Raw genomic sequence first — 15179 nt, 5'->3', positions numbered from 1 at the left:
TAATATCCTGTTCTACATCTCCGCCTATTATTTATGGAGGAATAAATTTGAGTAAAAAGAAAATTGAAAATGAGTCCAAGCTGCAGGTCATCCCTTTAGGTGGCCTTGAGCAGATTGGAATGAACATCACTGCCTTCAGATATGAGGACAGTATTATTGTGGTGGACTGCGGTTTGTCTTTTCCTGACGACGACATGTTGGGAATTGACCTTGTAATCCCTGATATCACCTACTTACAGGAGAATATTGATAAGGTTAAGGGTTTTGTTATCACTCATGGACACGAGGATCACATCGGTGCGCTTCCCTATGTCCTTCATGAGCTGAACATTCCTATTTACGCCACAAGACTGACTATGGGTATCATCGAGCACAAGCTTGAGGAACATAATCTTCTTAAGACAACCAGAAGAAAAGTGGTTAAATTTGGGCAGTCCATCAATCTTGGACAGTTCAGAGTTGAGTTTATCAGAACAAACCACTCTATTGTTGATGCTGCAGCGCTGGCAATCTATTCACCTGCTGGTATCGTTGTACACACTGGAGACTTCAAGGTTGACTACACTCCTGTTTATGGAGATCCGATCGATCTTCAGAGATTTGCTGAGATTGGTAAAAAAGGTGTTCTGGCACTTATGTGTGATTCAACAAATGCAGAGAGACCAGGATTTACAGCTTCTGAGAAGACTGTAGGAAGAGCTCTTGCATCTCTTTTTGATGAGCACGAGAACAATCGAATCATAGTAGCTACCTTTGCGTCCAATGTTGACAGAGTTCAGCAGATCATCAATACTGCTCATAAATGTGGCCGTAAGGTTGTGGTAGAAGGCCGTAGCATGGTCAGCATTATTGATATTGCTCAGAAACTTGAGTGTATTCAGATTCCTGATAATACGCTTATAGATATTGAACATCTCAAGGATTATCCTGAGAACAAGACGGTTATCATTACAACAGGAAGCCAGGGAGAGAGTATGGCTGCTCTTAGCAGAATGGCTAACGGACAGCACAGAAAGCTTTCTATTGGTGCTGGAGACACTGTTATTTTCTCGTCTCATCCTATTCCAGGTAATGAGAAGGCTGTTACTAACATCATCAACGAGCTTCAGATGAAGGGCGCTGATGTTATTTTCCAGGATGTACATGTATCAGGACATGCATGCCAGGAGGATATCAAGCTTATTTATACTCTTGTTAAGCCTAAGTATTCTATTCCTGTCCATGGTGAGTACAGACATCTCATTGCTCAGGCTAATATTGCAAGAGACCTCGGAATACCCAAGGAGAATATCTTTATTCTTCATTCCGGAGAGGTTCTCGAGATGGATGAAGAGAGTGCCAAGGTTAAGGGTAAGGTTCCTGTAGGAGCGATTCTTGTAGACGGACTTGGCGTTGGCGACGTTGGTAATGTTGTACTGAGAGATAGACAACATTTGGCTGAAGATGGTATTGTAATAGTTGTATTTGGAATCGATAAGGAGAGCGGACAGCTCGTATCCGGACCAAGTATAGTTTCCAGAGGCTTTGTATATGTAAGAGAGTCAGACAAGCTGATTGATGATGCTACTGACCTTGTTCTTGATGATGTTACAGAGGCACTGGATAAGGGTATTACAGATTGGGGTAAGCTCAAGAGCATTGTTAAGGATGCCCTTAGTGATTATATTTGGAAAAAGACAAAGAGAAGACCTATGATCATGCCTATCATTATGGATACTAACTATTGATAGACTGGCTAGGTCTGGGAGAGACCAATGAGTGTTAGAAAATTCGTTCTTGGTCTGCTTGACGCAGCGGTTAAAATTGCATTTGTTATTATTGTTGTTATGCTGATCAGCAGATATTCCAAGATGGCCTACGAGTATGGATATCACATTTTTAATCAGGTTCCTGTTTCTTCCGGAACAGGCAGAGCTGTGACTGTGACTATTTCAGAAGGCGACTCTGCAAGTACAATAGCAGATAAGCTTGCAAGCGTAGGACTTATTACAGACAAAAACTTATTTAAGCTCCAGGAGAAGTTTTCAGATTATCATGGACTTGAAACTCCTGGCACATATGAACTGAGCACTGCCATGACTCCGGAGGAGATGCTCCAGATAATGGCTGCAGGCTCTATCGGAACAACAGAAGTAAGTAGCCAGGCAAGTGAGGAGTCTTCTGAAGAGACAGAGGGCGCCGAAACTGAGGCTCAAGAGGAAACAAACGGTGGTTGAACAGGACAGAATGACGGCTTTTATTAATTCACTGGATCCGGGCAATGCGCCTTATCTTGATGAATTGGAAAAGAAAGCCAAGGACGGAGACGTTCCCATTATTCGTAAGGATACACAGGCACTTTTGAAGTTTCTTATGGCTCAGTCTAATCCCAAGAACATTCTTGAGGTTGGCTGTGCTGTTGGTTTTTCTGCACTTCTGATGGCAGAATATAGTAGCGATGATACAAAGATTACGACCATAGAGAAATTTGAAAAGCGTATTCCTGTAGCAAAACAGAACTTTATACAGTACGACACTAATCATAAAATCACACTCTTGGAAGGTGATGCGACAGAAATTCTCAAAACGCTATCCCCAGGGTATGATTTTATTTTTATGGATGCAGCAAAAGGGCAGTACATAAATTTCCTGCCTGATTGTCTTAGGATTCTTAATAAAGGTGGATTATTAGTCTCGGATAATGTTCTTCAGGATGGAGATGTAATAGAGTCTAGATTTGCTGTTACCAGAAGAGATAGGACTATTCACGCAAGAATGAGAGAATATCTATATGAGCTTAAGCACAATGATGCTTTGAATACAGTTATTCTGACTGTCGGAGATGGAATGACGCTCTCAGTAAGGCTTTGATATATAGTTAAATGATGTATTAATTTGTTTTAGAAGTATGGAGAAATCAATGAGAAAACCAGAATTATTAATTCCAGCAAGCAGTTTGGAAGTTTTGAAAACAGCTGTTATTTTTGGCGCAGACGCAGTATATATCGGTGGAGACGCCTTTGGACTTCGTGCCAAGGCCAAGAACTTTAGCCCCGAAGAAATGAAGGAAGGTATCGAGTTTGCGCATGCTCATGGAGTTAAAGTGCATGTAACAGTTAACATCCTGGCTCACAACTATGACCTTGATGGTGTGGATAAATACCTTCATGAACTCAAAGAGCTCAAGCCTGATGCCCTTATCATTGCTGATCCGGGTATTTTCATGAAGGCCAGAAAAATCTGTCCTGAAATTGATATCCATGTATCTACACAGGCTAATAACACTAACTACGAGACTTATAATTTCTGGCATGATCTTGGAGCTAAGAGAGTAGTTGCTGCAAGAGAATTGTCACTTCGCGAGATTAAAGAGATTACTTCAAGGATTCCTGAGGACCTTGAAATGGAATGCTTTATTCATGGCGCTATGTGTATCTCTTATTCTGGAAGATGCCTTCTTTCCAATTACTTTACAGGCAGAGATGCCAATAAGGGAGCGTGTACTCATCCATGCAGATGGAAGTACTCTGTAGTAGAAGAGAAAAGACCTGGAGAATATCTTCCTGTATATGAGAATGAGAGAGGAACATATATCTTTAACTCCAAGGATCTGTGCATGATCGAGCATATTCCAGAGATGGTAGATGCAAGGATTGACAGCTGCAAGATCGAGGGCAGAATGAAGACTGCGCTCTATGTTGCTACAGTTGCAAGAACCTATAGAAAAGCTATTGATGACTTCTTTGAATCTGAGGAAAAATACAGAGAGAATATGCCTTGGTATCTTGATCAGATTTCAAAGTGTACTTATAGACAGTTCACTACAGGCTTCTACTTTGGTAAGCCTAGTGATGAGGCTCAGATCTATGACAATAATACATATGTAAATGAGTACATTTATTTGGGTATTGTCAGCGAAATAGATGACAGAGGCTATGCTAAGTTTGAGCAGAGAAACAAGTTCTCTGTGGGTGATGATATAGAGATCATGAAGCCTGATGGAACAGACGTTAATGTTAAGGTTGAGGCTATGTTTGCAGAGGATGGAACTCCTGTAGAATCATGTCCTCATTCCAAGCAGACTCTTTTTGTCAAGTTGTCAGAGACACCTGAAAAGTATGATATTCTCCGCGTAAAATCCAAGGAAGCTCCTTTAGAGGATGACGTTCCTGATTGTTGCATGTGATTTTTACGATAAAAAAGTATTTGAGTTTTTTCTATCTTGTTGTAATATGAAATTGTTTTTTTAGCTTTTAATCTAATAAATCGTGCGAAAGGAATGTGGAATTACATGGGGAACAATGTAAATGTTGAAGAGATATTCGGACAGAATGTCTTTACACTTGCCAAGATGAGAGAGCGTCTGCCTAAGAATGTTTACAAGGAAGTTGTAAATGTTACAGAGCATGGCGGAGAGTTGTCCAAGGAATCAGCTGATGTAGTAGCTAATGCGATGAAGGAGTGGGCTGTAGAACACGGTGCTACTCACTATACTCATTGGTTCCAGCCACTTACAGGTATTACTGCTGAGAAGCATGACTCATTTGTTGGCAGCGCTGACAAGGACGGACGAATGATCACATCATTTTCGGGCAAGGAGCTCATTAAGGGTGAGCCTGATGCTTCTTCGTTCCCTTCAGGAGGACTTCGTGCCACATTCGAGGCAAGAGGTTATACAACCTGGGATATTACTTCACCAGCTTTCCTCAAGGAATCTGGCGCAGGTGTGACACTTTGCATTCCTACAGCTTTCTGTTCATATACAGTAGAGGCTCTTGATAAGAAGACTCCGCTTCTTCGTTCCATGGAGGCTATTAACAGAGAGGCTCTTAGAATCGTAAGACTTTTTGGCAATACTACAGCTACAAGGGTCAACGTATCTGTTGGTCCTGAGCAGGAGTATTTCCTTGTGGACTGGGATAAGTCCATGAAGCGTGAAGACCTTATCTTCACTGGCAGAACACTTTTTGGTGCTCAGCCACCTAAGGGTCAGGAGATGGAGGATCACTACTTTGGTGTAATCCGTGAGAGAGTTGGAGAGTTCATGAAGGATCTCAATGTTGAACTCTGGAAGCTCGGCGTTCCTGACAAGACACAGCACAATGAGGTTGCTCCTGGACAACATGAGCTTGCTCCAGTTTATGAGACAGCCAATATTGCAGTAGATCACAACCAGATCATCATGGAGACTATGAAGCGTGTAGCTGAGCATCACCACATGAGATGTCTTCTTCACGAGAAGCCATTTGCAGGTGTAAATGGTTCTGGTAAGCATGATAACTGGTCTCTTTGCACAGATGACGGAGTTAACCTTCTTGATCCAGGTGATACTCCTAATAAGAATATTCAGTTCCTTTTTGTACTGGCTTGTATCCTCAAGGCAGTTGATACTCACGCAGATCTTCTCAGACAGAGTGCATCAGATGTTGGTAATGACCACAGACTTGGTGCTAACGAGGCTCCTCCAGCTATTATTTCTGTATTCCTTGGAGAGCAGCTTGAGGATGTAGTAAGACAGCTTATTGAGACAGGTGTTGCCAAGTCCAGTAAGAGAGGTGGCAAGCTCAAGACAGGTGTTTCTACACTTCCTGAGTTTGAAAAAGACGCTACTGACAGAAACAGAACATCACCATTTGCTTTCACAGGTAATAAGTTCGAGTTCAGAATGGTTGGCTCATCTGATTCTATGGCCAGCTCCAACACAACTCTCAACACTATTGTTGCTGAGGCTTTCTGTGAGGCAGCTGATAAGCTTGAAAAGGCCAAGAATTTTGATGAGGCAGTACATGATCTGATCAAGGAATACCTTACAGATCATCAGAGAATTATTTTCAACGGCGATGGATATTCAGATGCATGGGTAGAAGAGGCTAAGAGACGTGGACTTCCTAACATCGCATCTACTATTGAAGCTGCTGATACACTTACTACCAAGAAGGCTATTGAGCTCTTTGAGAGCTTTGGTGTATATACCAAGACAGAGCTTGAGTCCAGAAAAGAGATTATTTTCGAGTCATATGCCAAGACTATCAATATTGAAGCTCTTACTATGATCGATATGGCATCCAAGCAGATCATTCCAGCTGTTATGAAGTATGCTGGAAGACTTGCTGGCGATGTTAATGCTATCAAGGCTGCTGGAGTTGATGCTTCAGTTCAGACTGATGAGCTTAAGGAAATTCAGAGTAACCTTAGCAAGATGAAGAAGGCTCTTGATGATCTCAAGAAGCTTGAGGCTAAGGCTGCTAAGATTTCAGATCAGAGAGAACTTGCTTTCTTCTATAAGGATAAGGTTAGACCTGTAATGGCAGCACTCAGAGAGCCTGCTGATGCTCTTGAGATGCTTGTAGATAAAAAAGATTGGCCATTCCCAACTTATGCTGATCTTTTATTTGAGGGTTGATCATACTTTTTTGAAAATGTTAAAAATGGCGAAATGCGCTCTGGGAGCGTGTTTCGCTATATAAATTATAAATAAAAAAATTAATTTAAAAATTTTTTAAAAAAATACTTGCATTTTTAAATAAACTTCCGTATAATCATTTCTTGTCGATGGGCTATCGCCAAGCGGTAAGGCAACGGACTCTGACTCCGTCATTACGTAGGTTCGAATCCTACTAGCCCAGCTTTGAAACGAGATTGATTCCAAACAATCTCGTTTTTTTTATACCTAAATTAGCGTGGAGGGGACTATGTATTCTTTTGATTCCAGGATCAGATATAGCGAAGTAGATAGTAGCGCTGTTTTAACAATAGAATCTCTGATTGATTACTTTCAGGACTGCTCAACCTTCCAGACTCAGGATGGTCCAGCCACAATGGAGTATCTTAAGGAAAGAGGAATTGCCTGGGTGCTTAATTCCTGGCAGATAGAGATAAAGAGACTTCCAAAGCTCTGCGAGGAAGTGACTATCGGAACCATCCCTTATACACTAAAAGGCCCTATGGGACTTCGTAATTTCTTTATGAAGACCAAAGAGGGTGAAATGCTTGCTGTGGCGAATTCGGTTTGGACATTGTTTGACTTTGAAAAGGGTGTTCCTACAAGGGTTACGCCTGAGATAATAGCCGCATATCCTGTTGAAAATAAGATTGAAATGGACTATCAGGATAGAAAGATTGCAATTCCTGAAGGTGAGAGCTATAGCAGCGAGGAAATTGTTGTAAGAAAGCATCACCTCGATACCAATAATCACGTTAACAATGGCCAGTATATCAGAATGGCCCTTGAGAGCCTTAGTGACAAGAATAGAAATGTGGTGTCACTTAGGGCAGAATACAAGAAACAGGCTCTTTTAGGGGATGTTCTTTATCCGGTTGTGATTAAGAGTAATATGGGGGATAATAAGGTATATACAGTCAGCCTTAACGATAAGGACAAGGAACCGGTATGTGTGGTTCAGATCAAGGTGGACTGAGTTATATATAGTAATAATCTGTAGTATGTTTTATGCATGTGTAATACATGCCCAAAGAAAGGACGGAAGACATTATGATTAAGCTTGGAGAGAAACAGAAATTATCAGTAGTTAAGAAGGTAGACTTCGGTGTTTACCTTGCAGAAGAAGGCTCAGAAGAGAAAGTTCTTTTACCGATCAAACAGGGTCCACAGAATACTGAGATTGGATCAGAGATTGAAGTATTTATCTACAAGGACTCAGATGACAGACTTATTGCCACAACCAAAGAGCCCAAGATTATGCTGGGCGATGTGAGAGTGCTCAAGGTCAAGGAGACCAGTAAGATCGGAGCATTCATGGATTGGGGTCTTGAGAAGGATGTCCTTCTCCCATTTAGAGAGCAGACCAGAAAGGTCAGAGCTGGAGAGGAAGTTCTGTGCGCGCTGTATGTGGATAAGAGCAGCCGTCTTGCTGTAACTATGAATGTATATCCATATTTGAAGTGTAACAGCCCATATTCCAAGGACGACAAGGTTATTGGAACTGTATATGAGCTCAGTGATAATTTTGGAGCTTTTGTGGCTGTAGATGATATTTATTCAGGACTTATTCCTAAAAAGGAGCTCTTTGGCAATGTCAAGATTGGTGACAGCGTTAATGCCAGAATCACTTCTGTTAAAGAGGATGGAAGGCTTAACCTCAGTATTCGTGAGAAGGCTTACCTTCAGATGGATGCTGATGCAGAGAAGCTCATGGGAATGATCGAAGCTGGTGGTGGAAAACTTCCATTTACTGACAAGGCTTCACCAGAGCTTATCAGAGAGAAGACTCAGATGAGTAAAAATGAGTTCAAGCGTGCGGTTGGACGTCTTCTCAAGGAGGGCCGCATTACGATAGGCAAAGACAGTATAGATAAGATTTAATACAGATAATATTCGAGGTAAGGCTGGATGGATTACAGAAGAGCAAACAGAGCATATTTGTATATGATTCTTGCGACGATTGGTCTCGTTATTGTTCTTTCTTTGTGGTATCTCAACGGCGGTGCAGAAATATCTATTCTGATGAATAATGTTCTGAGTGAGGCTGTTGTGTTGATACCGGCACTTGCGGCGGTTTTGTACAGCGGAGAAAAGCTTTCTGTGCTGATCCCATTTCGCAAATTGCAAGCCAAGTCGGTGTTTTTTATAGTGATTTATGTGATCACTCTTTTCCCACTTGTGGCCTTTGTGAATTCGGTTTCGATGCTGTTCGTGGAGAATACTGTAACGGCTATAAGTGATGATGTACTGGCTATGCCAATGTGGGTTATGCTGCTTTCAATCGGTATTCTTGGACCGCTGGTAGAAGAGGTGGTGTTCAGGGGAGTTATCCTTCAGAGCTACCAGAGAACAGGAAGAATCGTGGGATCCATAGTATTGTCCTCTATTCTTTTCGGCATGATGCATATGAACTTCAACCAGTTTGCGTATGGAGCAGTTATGGGCGTTATGCTGGCTCTTTTGTATGAGGCCACAGGAACAGTGCTTGCATCCTTCATAGCTCACGCTGTGTTCAATACCATAGAAGTTATAATGATGTTTGCTAATAGTGATGCGATTGATGAGGCTACAGAGCTTGCTAATGATTACATCGGAGAACTTGGGGGGACGGCCACTGCGATTATCTATCACGCATATCTTTTCCTAGCAGCCGTCATGTTTACAACGCTTGCGGTTCTGATAGTCAGGAAGATTTCTGATCTGGAAGGAAGAAAAGAATTTCTTGTTAATATTCCGCATACCAGGAAGCAGGGATACAAGCTCGTTACTATTCCGTTGATCATTGCTATGGTCATAGCTGTGGCGTTCATGTTTTTTTCTGCAGGAATTATCTAAATAAAAATGGAGATCCCCATAACCACGATGGCTATGGGGATCTTTTGCTTCTCAGATTCTGATATCGAAGTTTGCGCCGACATTGGGGTTCACAGACAATTCAGCTGCGGAGTCTATTGTTGATACTAGCGCTTCTCCAGCGCTCTCCATAGTATCAAGACTCTTAGACAACATCGCTACGCCGAAATCGTTCAGAACTTTGTTCTGAGATAATGCCATTGATAAAGCGGGTATATCCATAAGCACCTCCTGTGCAGTTGCAATGTATCTCCAGATCCCGATGGGACCTGTGCACATATACACTTTATCCTATCTTTTATATCGGTCATATATCTGAAAGCTTAAGTGAGCATCAGCATTCTTCCCCACAAAAAACATGGTCTGTTTTTGTTAGTTTTGACGATGAAATTGAAAAAATGAACAAAAAACGCCTATAAAGTTGTAGATTTTTTTGTACATTTATATTAAAATATCTTTAGTTTTTATTATCGCAGCGTATTATCTGGTTGCAGAAAGAGTGATAAATGATTTCTAATCAAATTCTCCAGAACACAATTGATGGATTAAAGACTATCGCACACGTAGATTTATGTGTGCTTGATATTGATGGCAAGGAGGTTGCTTCTACATCTACTGATATAGGCAATGTTTCAGTGGCTGCAAGGAATTTCGTGGATTCTCCAGCTGATTCCCAGGAGATCCAGGGACATCAATATTTCAAAATTTATGATGAACAGCAACTTGAGTACATTCTCATCTGTACTGGTAGTGGAGAGAACACTTATATGCTGGGCAAGATGATTGCATACCAGATACAGAGTCTTTTGGTGGCTTACAAGGAGAGATTCGACAAGGATAACTTCATCAAGAATCTCCTTCTTGATAACCTTCTTTTGGTTGATATTTACAGTAGAGCCAAGAAACTTCATATACAGACTGATGCCAAGAGAGTGGCAATGATCATCGAGTCTGTTAATGGCCGTGACAACAACGCGCTGGAAATCACCAGAACTCATTTTGGAAATGGCAATGATTTTGTAACAGAGGTTGATGAGGATAATGTCATTGTGGTAAAGGATGTCACAGACATGCTCAAACCTTCCGAGATTTCCAAGGTTGCAGAGGAAATGCTTCAGACATTGGAAAAAGAGGGACTTAGTGGCGTAAGAGTAGCTTACGGAACTGTAGTAGGCGAGATCAAGGAAGTATCACGTTCTTACAAAGAGGCCAAGATGGCTCTTGATGTAGGCAAGATCTTCTTTGATGAGAGAAAAGTAATCTGCTACAGCGAGCTAGGAATTGGTCGTTTGATCTACCAGTTGCCAATACCTCTTTGCAAGATGTTTATCAAGGAAATATTCGGGGGAAGAAATCCAGACGACTTCGATCAGGAGACACTTACCACTATAGACAAGTTCTTTGAGAACAGCCTTAATGTTTCTGAGACTTCAAGACAGCTCTTTATACACAGAAATACACTGGTATACAGACTTGATAAGTTACAGAAGAGTACAGGACTGGACCTTAGAGTGTTCGATGATGCGATCACCTTCAAGATCGCGCTTATGGTTGTAAGATACATGAAGTACATGGAGAGGTTTACTTGATAAATTGAAATAAACTTTTCCGGGGGAGAGTTATTATGGAAAGAGGATATAGAAGAAAGAGAATAAACAGGCAGATTCCTGAGGATGAGGTTATCACACTCGAAAATGTGACTAAATCTTATTCTACGGGTGCGCCTGCATTAAACGGAGTCACCCTTCATATCAAGAGGGGTGAATTTGTTTTTATTGTGGGAGACAGTGGATCAGGTAAGTCTACACTGATCAAGCTTCTTTTGCGTGAGCTTGTACCTACAGATGGTGAGATAACTGTTCTGGGATACAACCTCAGGAGAATCAAGCACAGCAAGATTCCTAAGTTTAGAAGAAACCTTGGAATTGTTTTCCAGGATTTCAGACTTCTCAAGGACAGGAACGTATACGAGAATGTTGCTTTCGCGCAGAGAATCGTACAGACTCCTTCCAGAGAGATCAAGAGAAATGTACCATCAATACTTGCTACAGTTAACCTGGCAGGTAAGTATAAGAGTAAGATCAATCAGTTATCAGGTGGTGAGCAGCAGAGAGTTGCACTTGCAAGAGCGCTGGTCAACAGACCTGCTATTTTGCTTGCTGACGAGCCAACAGGAAACCTTGATCCTAACAATTCATGGGAGATTATGAAGCTCATGGAGCAGATTAATGAGAACGGTACAACTGTTATTGTGGTAACACATAACAGAGAGATCGTTAATGCCATGAAGAAGCGAGTTATTACCATGAAAAAGGGCGTCATTATAGAAGACGAGGAAGAAGGTATGTACATCGATGAGGATTAATAGTTTCTTTTACACGATTGGACAAGGTTTTAAGAACCTTGGCAGAAATAAATGGTACACACTGGCATCTATCGCAACTATAAGTGCGTGTTTGTTCCTGTTTGGATTGTTTTATGCTATCATCACTAACTTTCAGCATGTAGTTAAGACTGCAGAGGAGGGAGTATCTGTAACTGTGTTCTTTAATGAGGGCACTACAGAGGATCAGATTCTTGCAGTTAAGAGTGACCTTGAGAACAGAGCAGAGGTCAGAGAGATAGTTTATGTATCTGCTGAGGAGGCATGGGAAGGCTTCAAAGAGCAGTATCTTGGCGATTATTCAGATGGATTTACAGAGAATCCTCTTGCAGATTCTGCCAATCTTCAGATTTATTTAAGTGATGTATCCCTTCAGCCTGCACTTGTTACCTATGCAGAATCTATTAGCGTTGTAAGATCAGTCAACAGGTCAGAGGTTACAGCAACAACTCTTAGCGGAGTTAATAAGCTTATTGCTTATGTTTCCGGAGGTATTATAGTAATTCTTTTGCTGGTATCTATATTCCTTATCAGCAACACTGTTACTATGGGTATTTCTGTGCGTAAAGACGAGATCAATATCATGAAATATATTGGTGCAACAGACTTTTTTGTAAGAGCACCATTCGTGGTTGAAGGTATTCTGATCGGAATCTTCGGATCAATCATACCACTTGTTATCGTATACTTCGTTTATACCAAGGCTATTGAATATGTTGCTTCCAAGTTTACTATGCTCAGCTCCCTGCTGAACTTTTTGCCTGTTGAAGTTGTTTATAACAAATTGATACCAATTTCTCTGGCTCTTGGTATTGGTATTGGTTTCTTCGGAAGTTTTACAACAGTCAGAAAGCATTTGCATGTGTGATTCAGAAAAGGAAGTTTATTCGTTTTGAGCAGATTGTTATCAGTTAAGAAAAAGAGAATGCTATACGCATTATTGAGTATAGTAATGGTGGTTTCTCTTTGGGGCAATAACACTGTTATCTCTCATGCAGATGTAACGGAGGAGAGTATTAAGGCCAAGGAAGAACAGATATCTAACGCCAAAAAAGAACGTGATTCCCTAAAGAAGACCAAGACGGACCTTGAAAAAGTTAAGAAGGATCTGGAGACTAGTAAATCCAACCTTAATAGTTATATTACCAAGATTGATGCTTCACTTACTGATGTACAGCAGAATATAGATTCCCTCGATGAGCAGATCACCGTAAAAGAGGGACAGATAGAGACCACAACTCAGGAGCTTGCTGAGGCCGAGGAAGTACAAAAGAACCAGTACGAGGCTATGAAAAAGCGTATCAAGTTCATGTATGAGCGTGGCAATACTATATATCTGGAACTGGTGATGGAATCTGGTTCTTTTGCTGAAATGCTCAATAAGGCTGATTATATTGAGAGCTTATCAGCTTATGACAGGGCCAAGCTTGAGGAGTATAAGGCGACAACAAGGCTTATAACTCTTACCAAGGAGGCTTTGGAAGAGGAGAAGGCAACTCTTGATGAAGCCAAGGAAGCTAAAGAGGCCGAACAGGCTAATCTTGAGAGTCTTTTGAATCAGAAGAGTGCCGAGCTTAATAGCGTTCAGGCCAGCATTACAGATAAAGAAGCTGCTATTAAGGAATATGAAGCTGAGATCAAGGCTGAGAATGCAGCGATTGCAGCTCTTGAAAGAGAAGTTGCGGCTGACAAAGAGGCACTTTACAGCAGATATACCTATGACGGAGGCATGTTTACATGGCCTTGTCCTAAATATACAAGGATTTCAGATAACTACGGAATGCGAGTGCATCCTACTCTTGGAATCGAGAAGATGCATAATGGTATAGACCTGGCAGCTCCTGGTGGTTCGCCAATCCTGGCAGCGTATGCTGGAACAGTTGTTGCAGCGGCTTATGAGGGATCAATGGGTAACTACGTAATGATCAATCATGGCGGCGGACTATATACTGTTTATATGCACTGTTCAGCGCTTTATGTTTCAAAGGGACAGGATGTCTCAGCTGGAACCAAGATTGCAGCCGTAGGTTCAACTGGAAGATCAACAGGAAATCATCTCCATTTTGGTGTAAGATTAAATGGAGCTTATGTAAGCCCATGGAATTATCTCAAATAACTTATTAGAGGTGGATTAATTTGGATAGTAATAATATGCCGGAAGCTACTACTGTAGTAGTGGAAGCAGAGAAAAAAGATGACAGGCTTACCAGAAGATTTATTGCCGGAATTCTTATAGGTTTTCTGGCGTCAGTTCTGGTTGTGGCAATAGCTGTTTTTTCTCTGTTGTATGTATTTAAGACTGGAATGGCTTCGATTCTTGGAATAAGTGCTCAGAGCAAGATCCTGAATGAGGAAACACTTGGTAAGATTCAGGCTCTTGAGGATGTAATTGATACTTATTACTACAAGACAGACATTGATGTCCAGGATGAAGCAGATGGAATGTACAAGGGGCTTATGGATTCCCTTGGAGATCCATATTCTGTTTATTACACAGAAGAAGAACTGGACGAGATGATGAACAGTACCAAGGGTATTTACTACGGTATTGGCGCGTATGTCAGCTTTGATAACAGCATAAATATGGCAAGAATATCAGGTGTTATGCCTGGAAGCCCTGCGGAAGCTGCAGAACTGTGTGTTGACGATATTATTTATGAGATTAACAAAGAGTCAACTCAGGGACTTTCCCTTGAGGAAGTTGTAAGCCTTATTAAGGGCGAGGCAGGCACTACAGTTCATCTGACACTTATCAGAACCGGCGTTGCTAACGATGTAGAGGTAGATGTAGAGCGTGCTCAGATTGAGGTTCCTACTGTTAGCACAGAAGTGTTTGATGATAATATCGGATATCTTAAGATCACAGAGTTTGATGAGGTTACATATTCACAGTTTGTAGAAGGAATGGCTGATCTCAGAGCTCAGAACATAGAGGGACTTATCATTGACCTTAGGTCTAACCCAGGTGGCAATCTTTCTACTGTATGTGATATAGCAAGACAGCTCCTTCCTGAAGGTGTTATCGTTTACACAGAGGATAGAGACGGCAACAGAGAAGACTATACCTGCGATGGACAGAACAAGATCGATATACCTGTAGTTGTTCTGGTTAACCAGTATTCAGCAAGTGCCAGTGAGATCCTTGCTGGAGCTATCAAGGATTATAACCTTGGTAAGCTTGTTGGTAAGACAACTTATGGTAAGGGAATTGTTCAGAGAATCTTTGATCTGAGAGATGGTACAGCTGTTAAGCTTACAGTTAGCAACTACTTTACTCCTAATGGAATCAATATCCACGGTGTTGGTATTGAGCCTGATGTAGAGGTTGAATATGATGCCGAGGCCTATGCTGAGGACAAGACAGATACTCAGCTTAACAAGGCTAAAGAGGTTATGAAGGACCTGCTTGACAAATAAAAACATAAATAGTATTATTCATGACTGTGCTTTTTGGCACAGTCATTTTTTATTATCAGAAGATTGGGGATTCTCCCATTCGAGCAGCTCGATTCGAGCGTTTTT

Annotated in this window: 14 protein-coding genes and 1 tRNA gene; 14 read left to right on the top strand and 1 reads right to left on the bottom strand. The window is 41.4% G+C overall.

The features are described 5' to 3' along the window. The first annotated feature begins 47 nt into the window (after positions 1–47). From IJI01_RS10815 to IJI01_RS10775, 9 genes are all read left to right on the top strand, one after another. Complete coding sequence (locus IJI01_RS10815) at positions 48–1727, top strand: ribonuclease J (RefSeq protein ID WP_292189995.1); 1680 nt, start codon at positions 48–50, stop codon at positions 1725–1727. A gap of 27 nt (positions 1728–1754) precedes the next feature. Next, positions 1755–2216 (top strand): endolytic transglycosylase MltG, encoded by a 462-nt coding sequence (locus IJI01_RS10810; protein WP_292189992.1) that lies wholly within the window; start codon positions 1755–1757, stop codon positions 2214–2216. Continuing rightward, a complete protein-coding gene (locus IJI01_RS10805; protein WP_292189989.1) occupies positions 2209–2850 on the top strand; it encodes an O-methyltransferase in 642 nt (213 codons plus the stop codon). The genes IJI01_RS10810 and IJI01_RS10805 overlap by 8 nt, the downstream gene beginning before the upstream one ends. 49 nt (positions 2851–2899) lie before the next feature. Then, complete coding sequence (locus IJI01_RS10800; protein ID WP_292189986.1) at positions 2900–4165, top strand: peptidase U32 family protein; 1266 nt, start codon at positions 2900–2902, stop codon at positions 4163–4165. Between the two features lie 105 nt (positions 4166–4270). Continuing rightward, complete coding sequence (locus IJI01_RS10795) at positions 4271–6382, top strand: glutamine synthetase III family protein (RefSeq protein ID WP_292189983.1); 2112 nt, start codon at positions 4271–4273, stop codon at positions 6380–6382. A gap of 150 nt (positions 6383–6532) precedes the next feature. Next, positions 6533–6605 (top strand) — tRNA-Gln (locus tag IJI01_RS10790). A 66-nt stretch (positions 6606–6671) separates the two neighbouring features. Continuing rightward, positions 6672–7397 carry an acyl-[acyl-carrier-protein] thioesterase gene (locus IJI01_RS10785; protein ID WP_292189979.1) on the top strand — a complete coding sequence of 242 codons (726 nt, stop codon included), beginning with the start codon at positions 6672–6674 and terminating at the stop codon, positions 7395–7397. A gap of 74 nt (positions 7398–7471) precedes the next feature. Continuing rightward, positions 7472–8302 (top strand): CvfB family protein, encoded by an 831-nt coding sequence (locus IJI01_RS10780; protein WP_292189976.1) that lies wholly within the window; start codon positions 7472–7474, stop codon positions 8300–8302. Positions 8303–8329: 27 nt separating this feature from the next. Beyond that, a complete protein-coding gene (locus IJI01_RS10775) occupies positions 8330–9256 on the top strand; it encodes a CPBP family intramembrane glutamic endopeptidase (RefSeq protein ID WP_292189974.1) in 927 nt (308 codons plus the stop codon). 51 nt (positions 9257–9307) lie between these two features. Here IJI01_RS10775 and IJI01_RS10770 read toward each other — a convergent pair whose 3' ends face one another. Further along, positions 9308–9496 carry a YjfB family protein gene (locus IJI01_RS10770; protein ID WP_292189971.1) on the bottom strand — a complete coding sequence of 63 codons (189 nt, stop codon included), beginning with the start codon at positions 9494–9496 and terminating at the stop codon, positions 9308–9310. A gap of 284 nt (positions 9497–9780) precedes the next feature. Here IJI01_RS10770 and IJI01_RS10765 point away from each other — a divergent pair, with 284 nt between their 5' ends. Genes IJI01_RS10765 through IJI01_RS10745 form a run of 5 tightly spaced genes read left to right on the top strand, consistent with a single transcriptional unit; the run spans position 9781 to position 15074 of the window. Then, positions 9781–10863, top strand: coding sequence for a PucR family transcriptional regulator (locus tag IJI01_RS10765; RefSeq protein ID WP_292189969.1), 1083 nt, complete (start codon positions 9781–9783; stop codon positions 10861–10863). Positions 10864–10898: 35 nt separating this feature from the next. Next, on the top strand, positions 10899–11639 hold the full coding sequence (gene ftsE, locus IJI01_RS10760) for a cell division ATP-binding protein FtsE (protein ID WP_292189967.1): 741 nt from the start codon (positions 10899–10901) through the stop codon (positions 11637–11639). Next, positions 11629–12525 carry a permease-like cell division protein FtsX gene (gene ftsX / locus IJI01_RS10755; protein ID WP_292189964.1) on the top strand — a complete coding sequence of 299 codons (897 nt, stop codon included), beginning with the start codon at positions 11629–11631 and terminating at the stop codon, positions 12523–12525. Before ftsE ends, ftsX begins: the two co-directional genes overlap by 11 nt. Before the next feature lie 24 nt (positions 12526–12549). Then, positions 12550–13773 (top strand): murein hydrolase activator EnvC family protein, encoded by a 1224-nt coding sequence (locus IJI01_RS10750; protein WP_292189961.1) that lies wholly within the window; start codon positions 12550–12552, stop codon positions 13771–13773. Between the two features lie 20 nt (positions 13774–13793). Then, complete coding sequence (locus IJI01_RS10745) at positions 13794–15074, top strand: S41 family peptidase (protein WP_292189958.1); 1281 nt, start codon at positions 13794–13796, stop codon at positions 15072–15074. The last annotated feature ends 105 nt before the right edge of the window (positions 15075–15179 follow it).

This window comes from Butyrivibrio sp., assembly GCF_017433805.1.
Lineage (GTDB): Bacteria > Bacillota > Clostridia > Lachnospirales > Lachnospiraceae > Butyrivibrio.
Note: the sequence above shows the minus strand (reverse complement) of the source record. Positions and strands in the feature narration are given on the sequence as shown.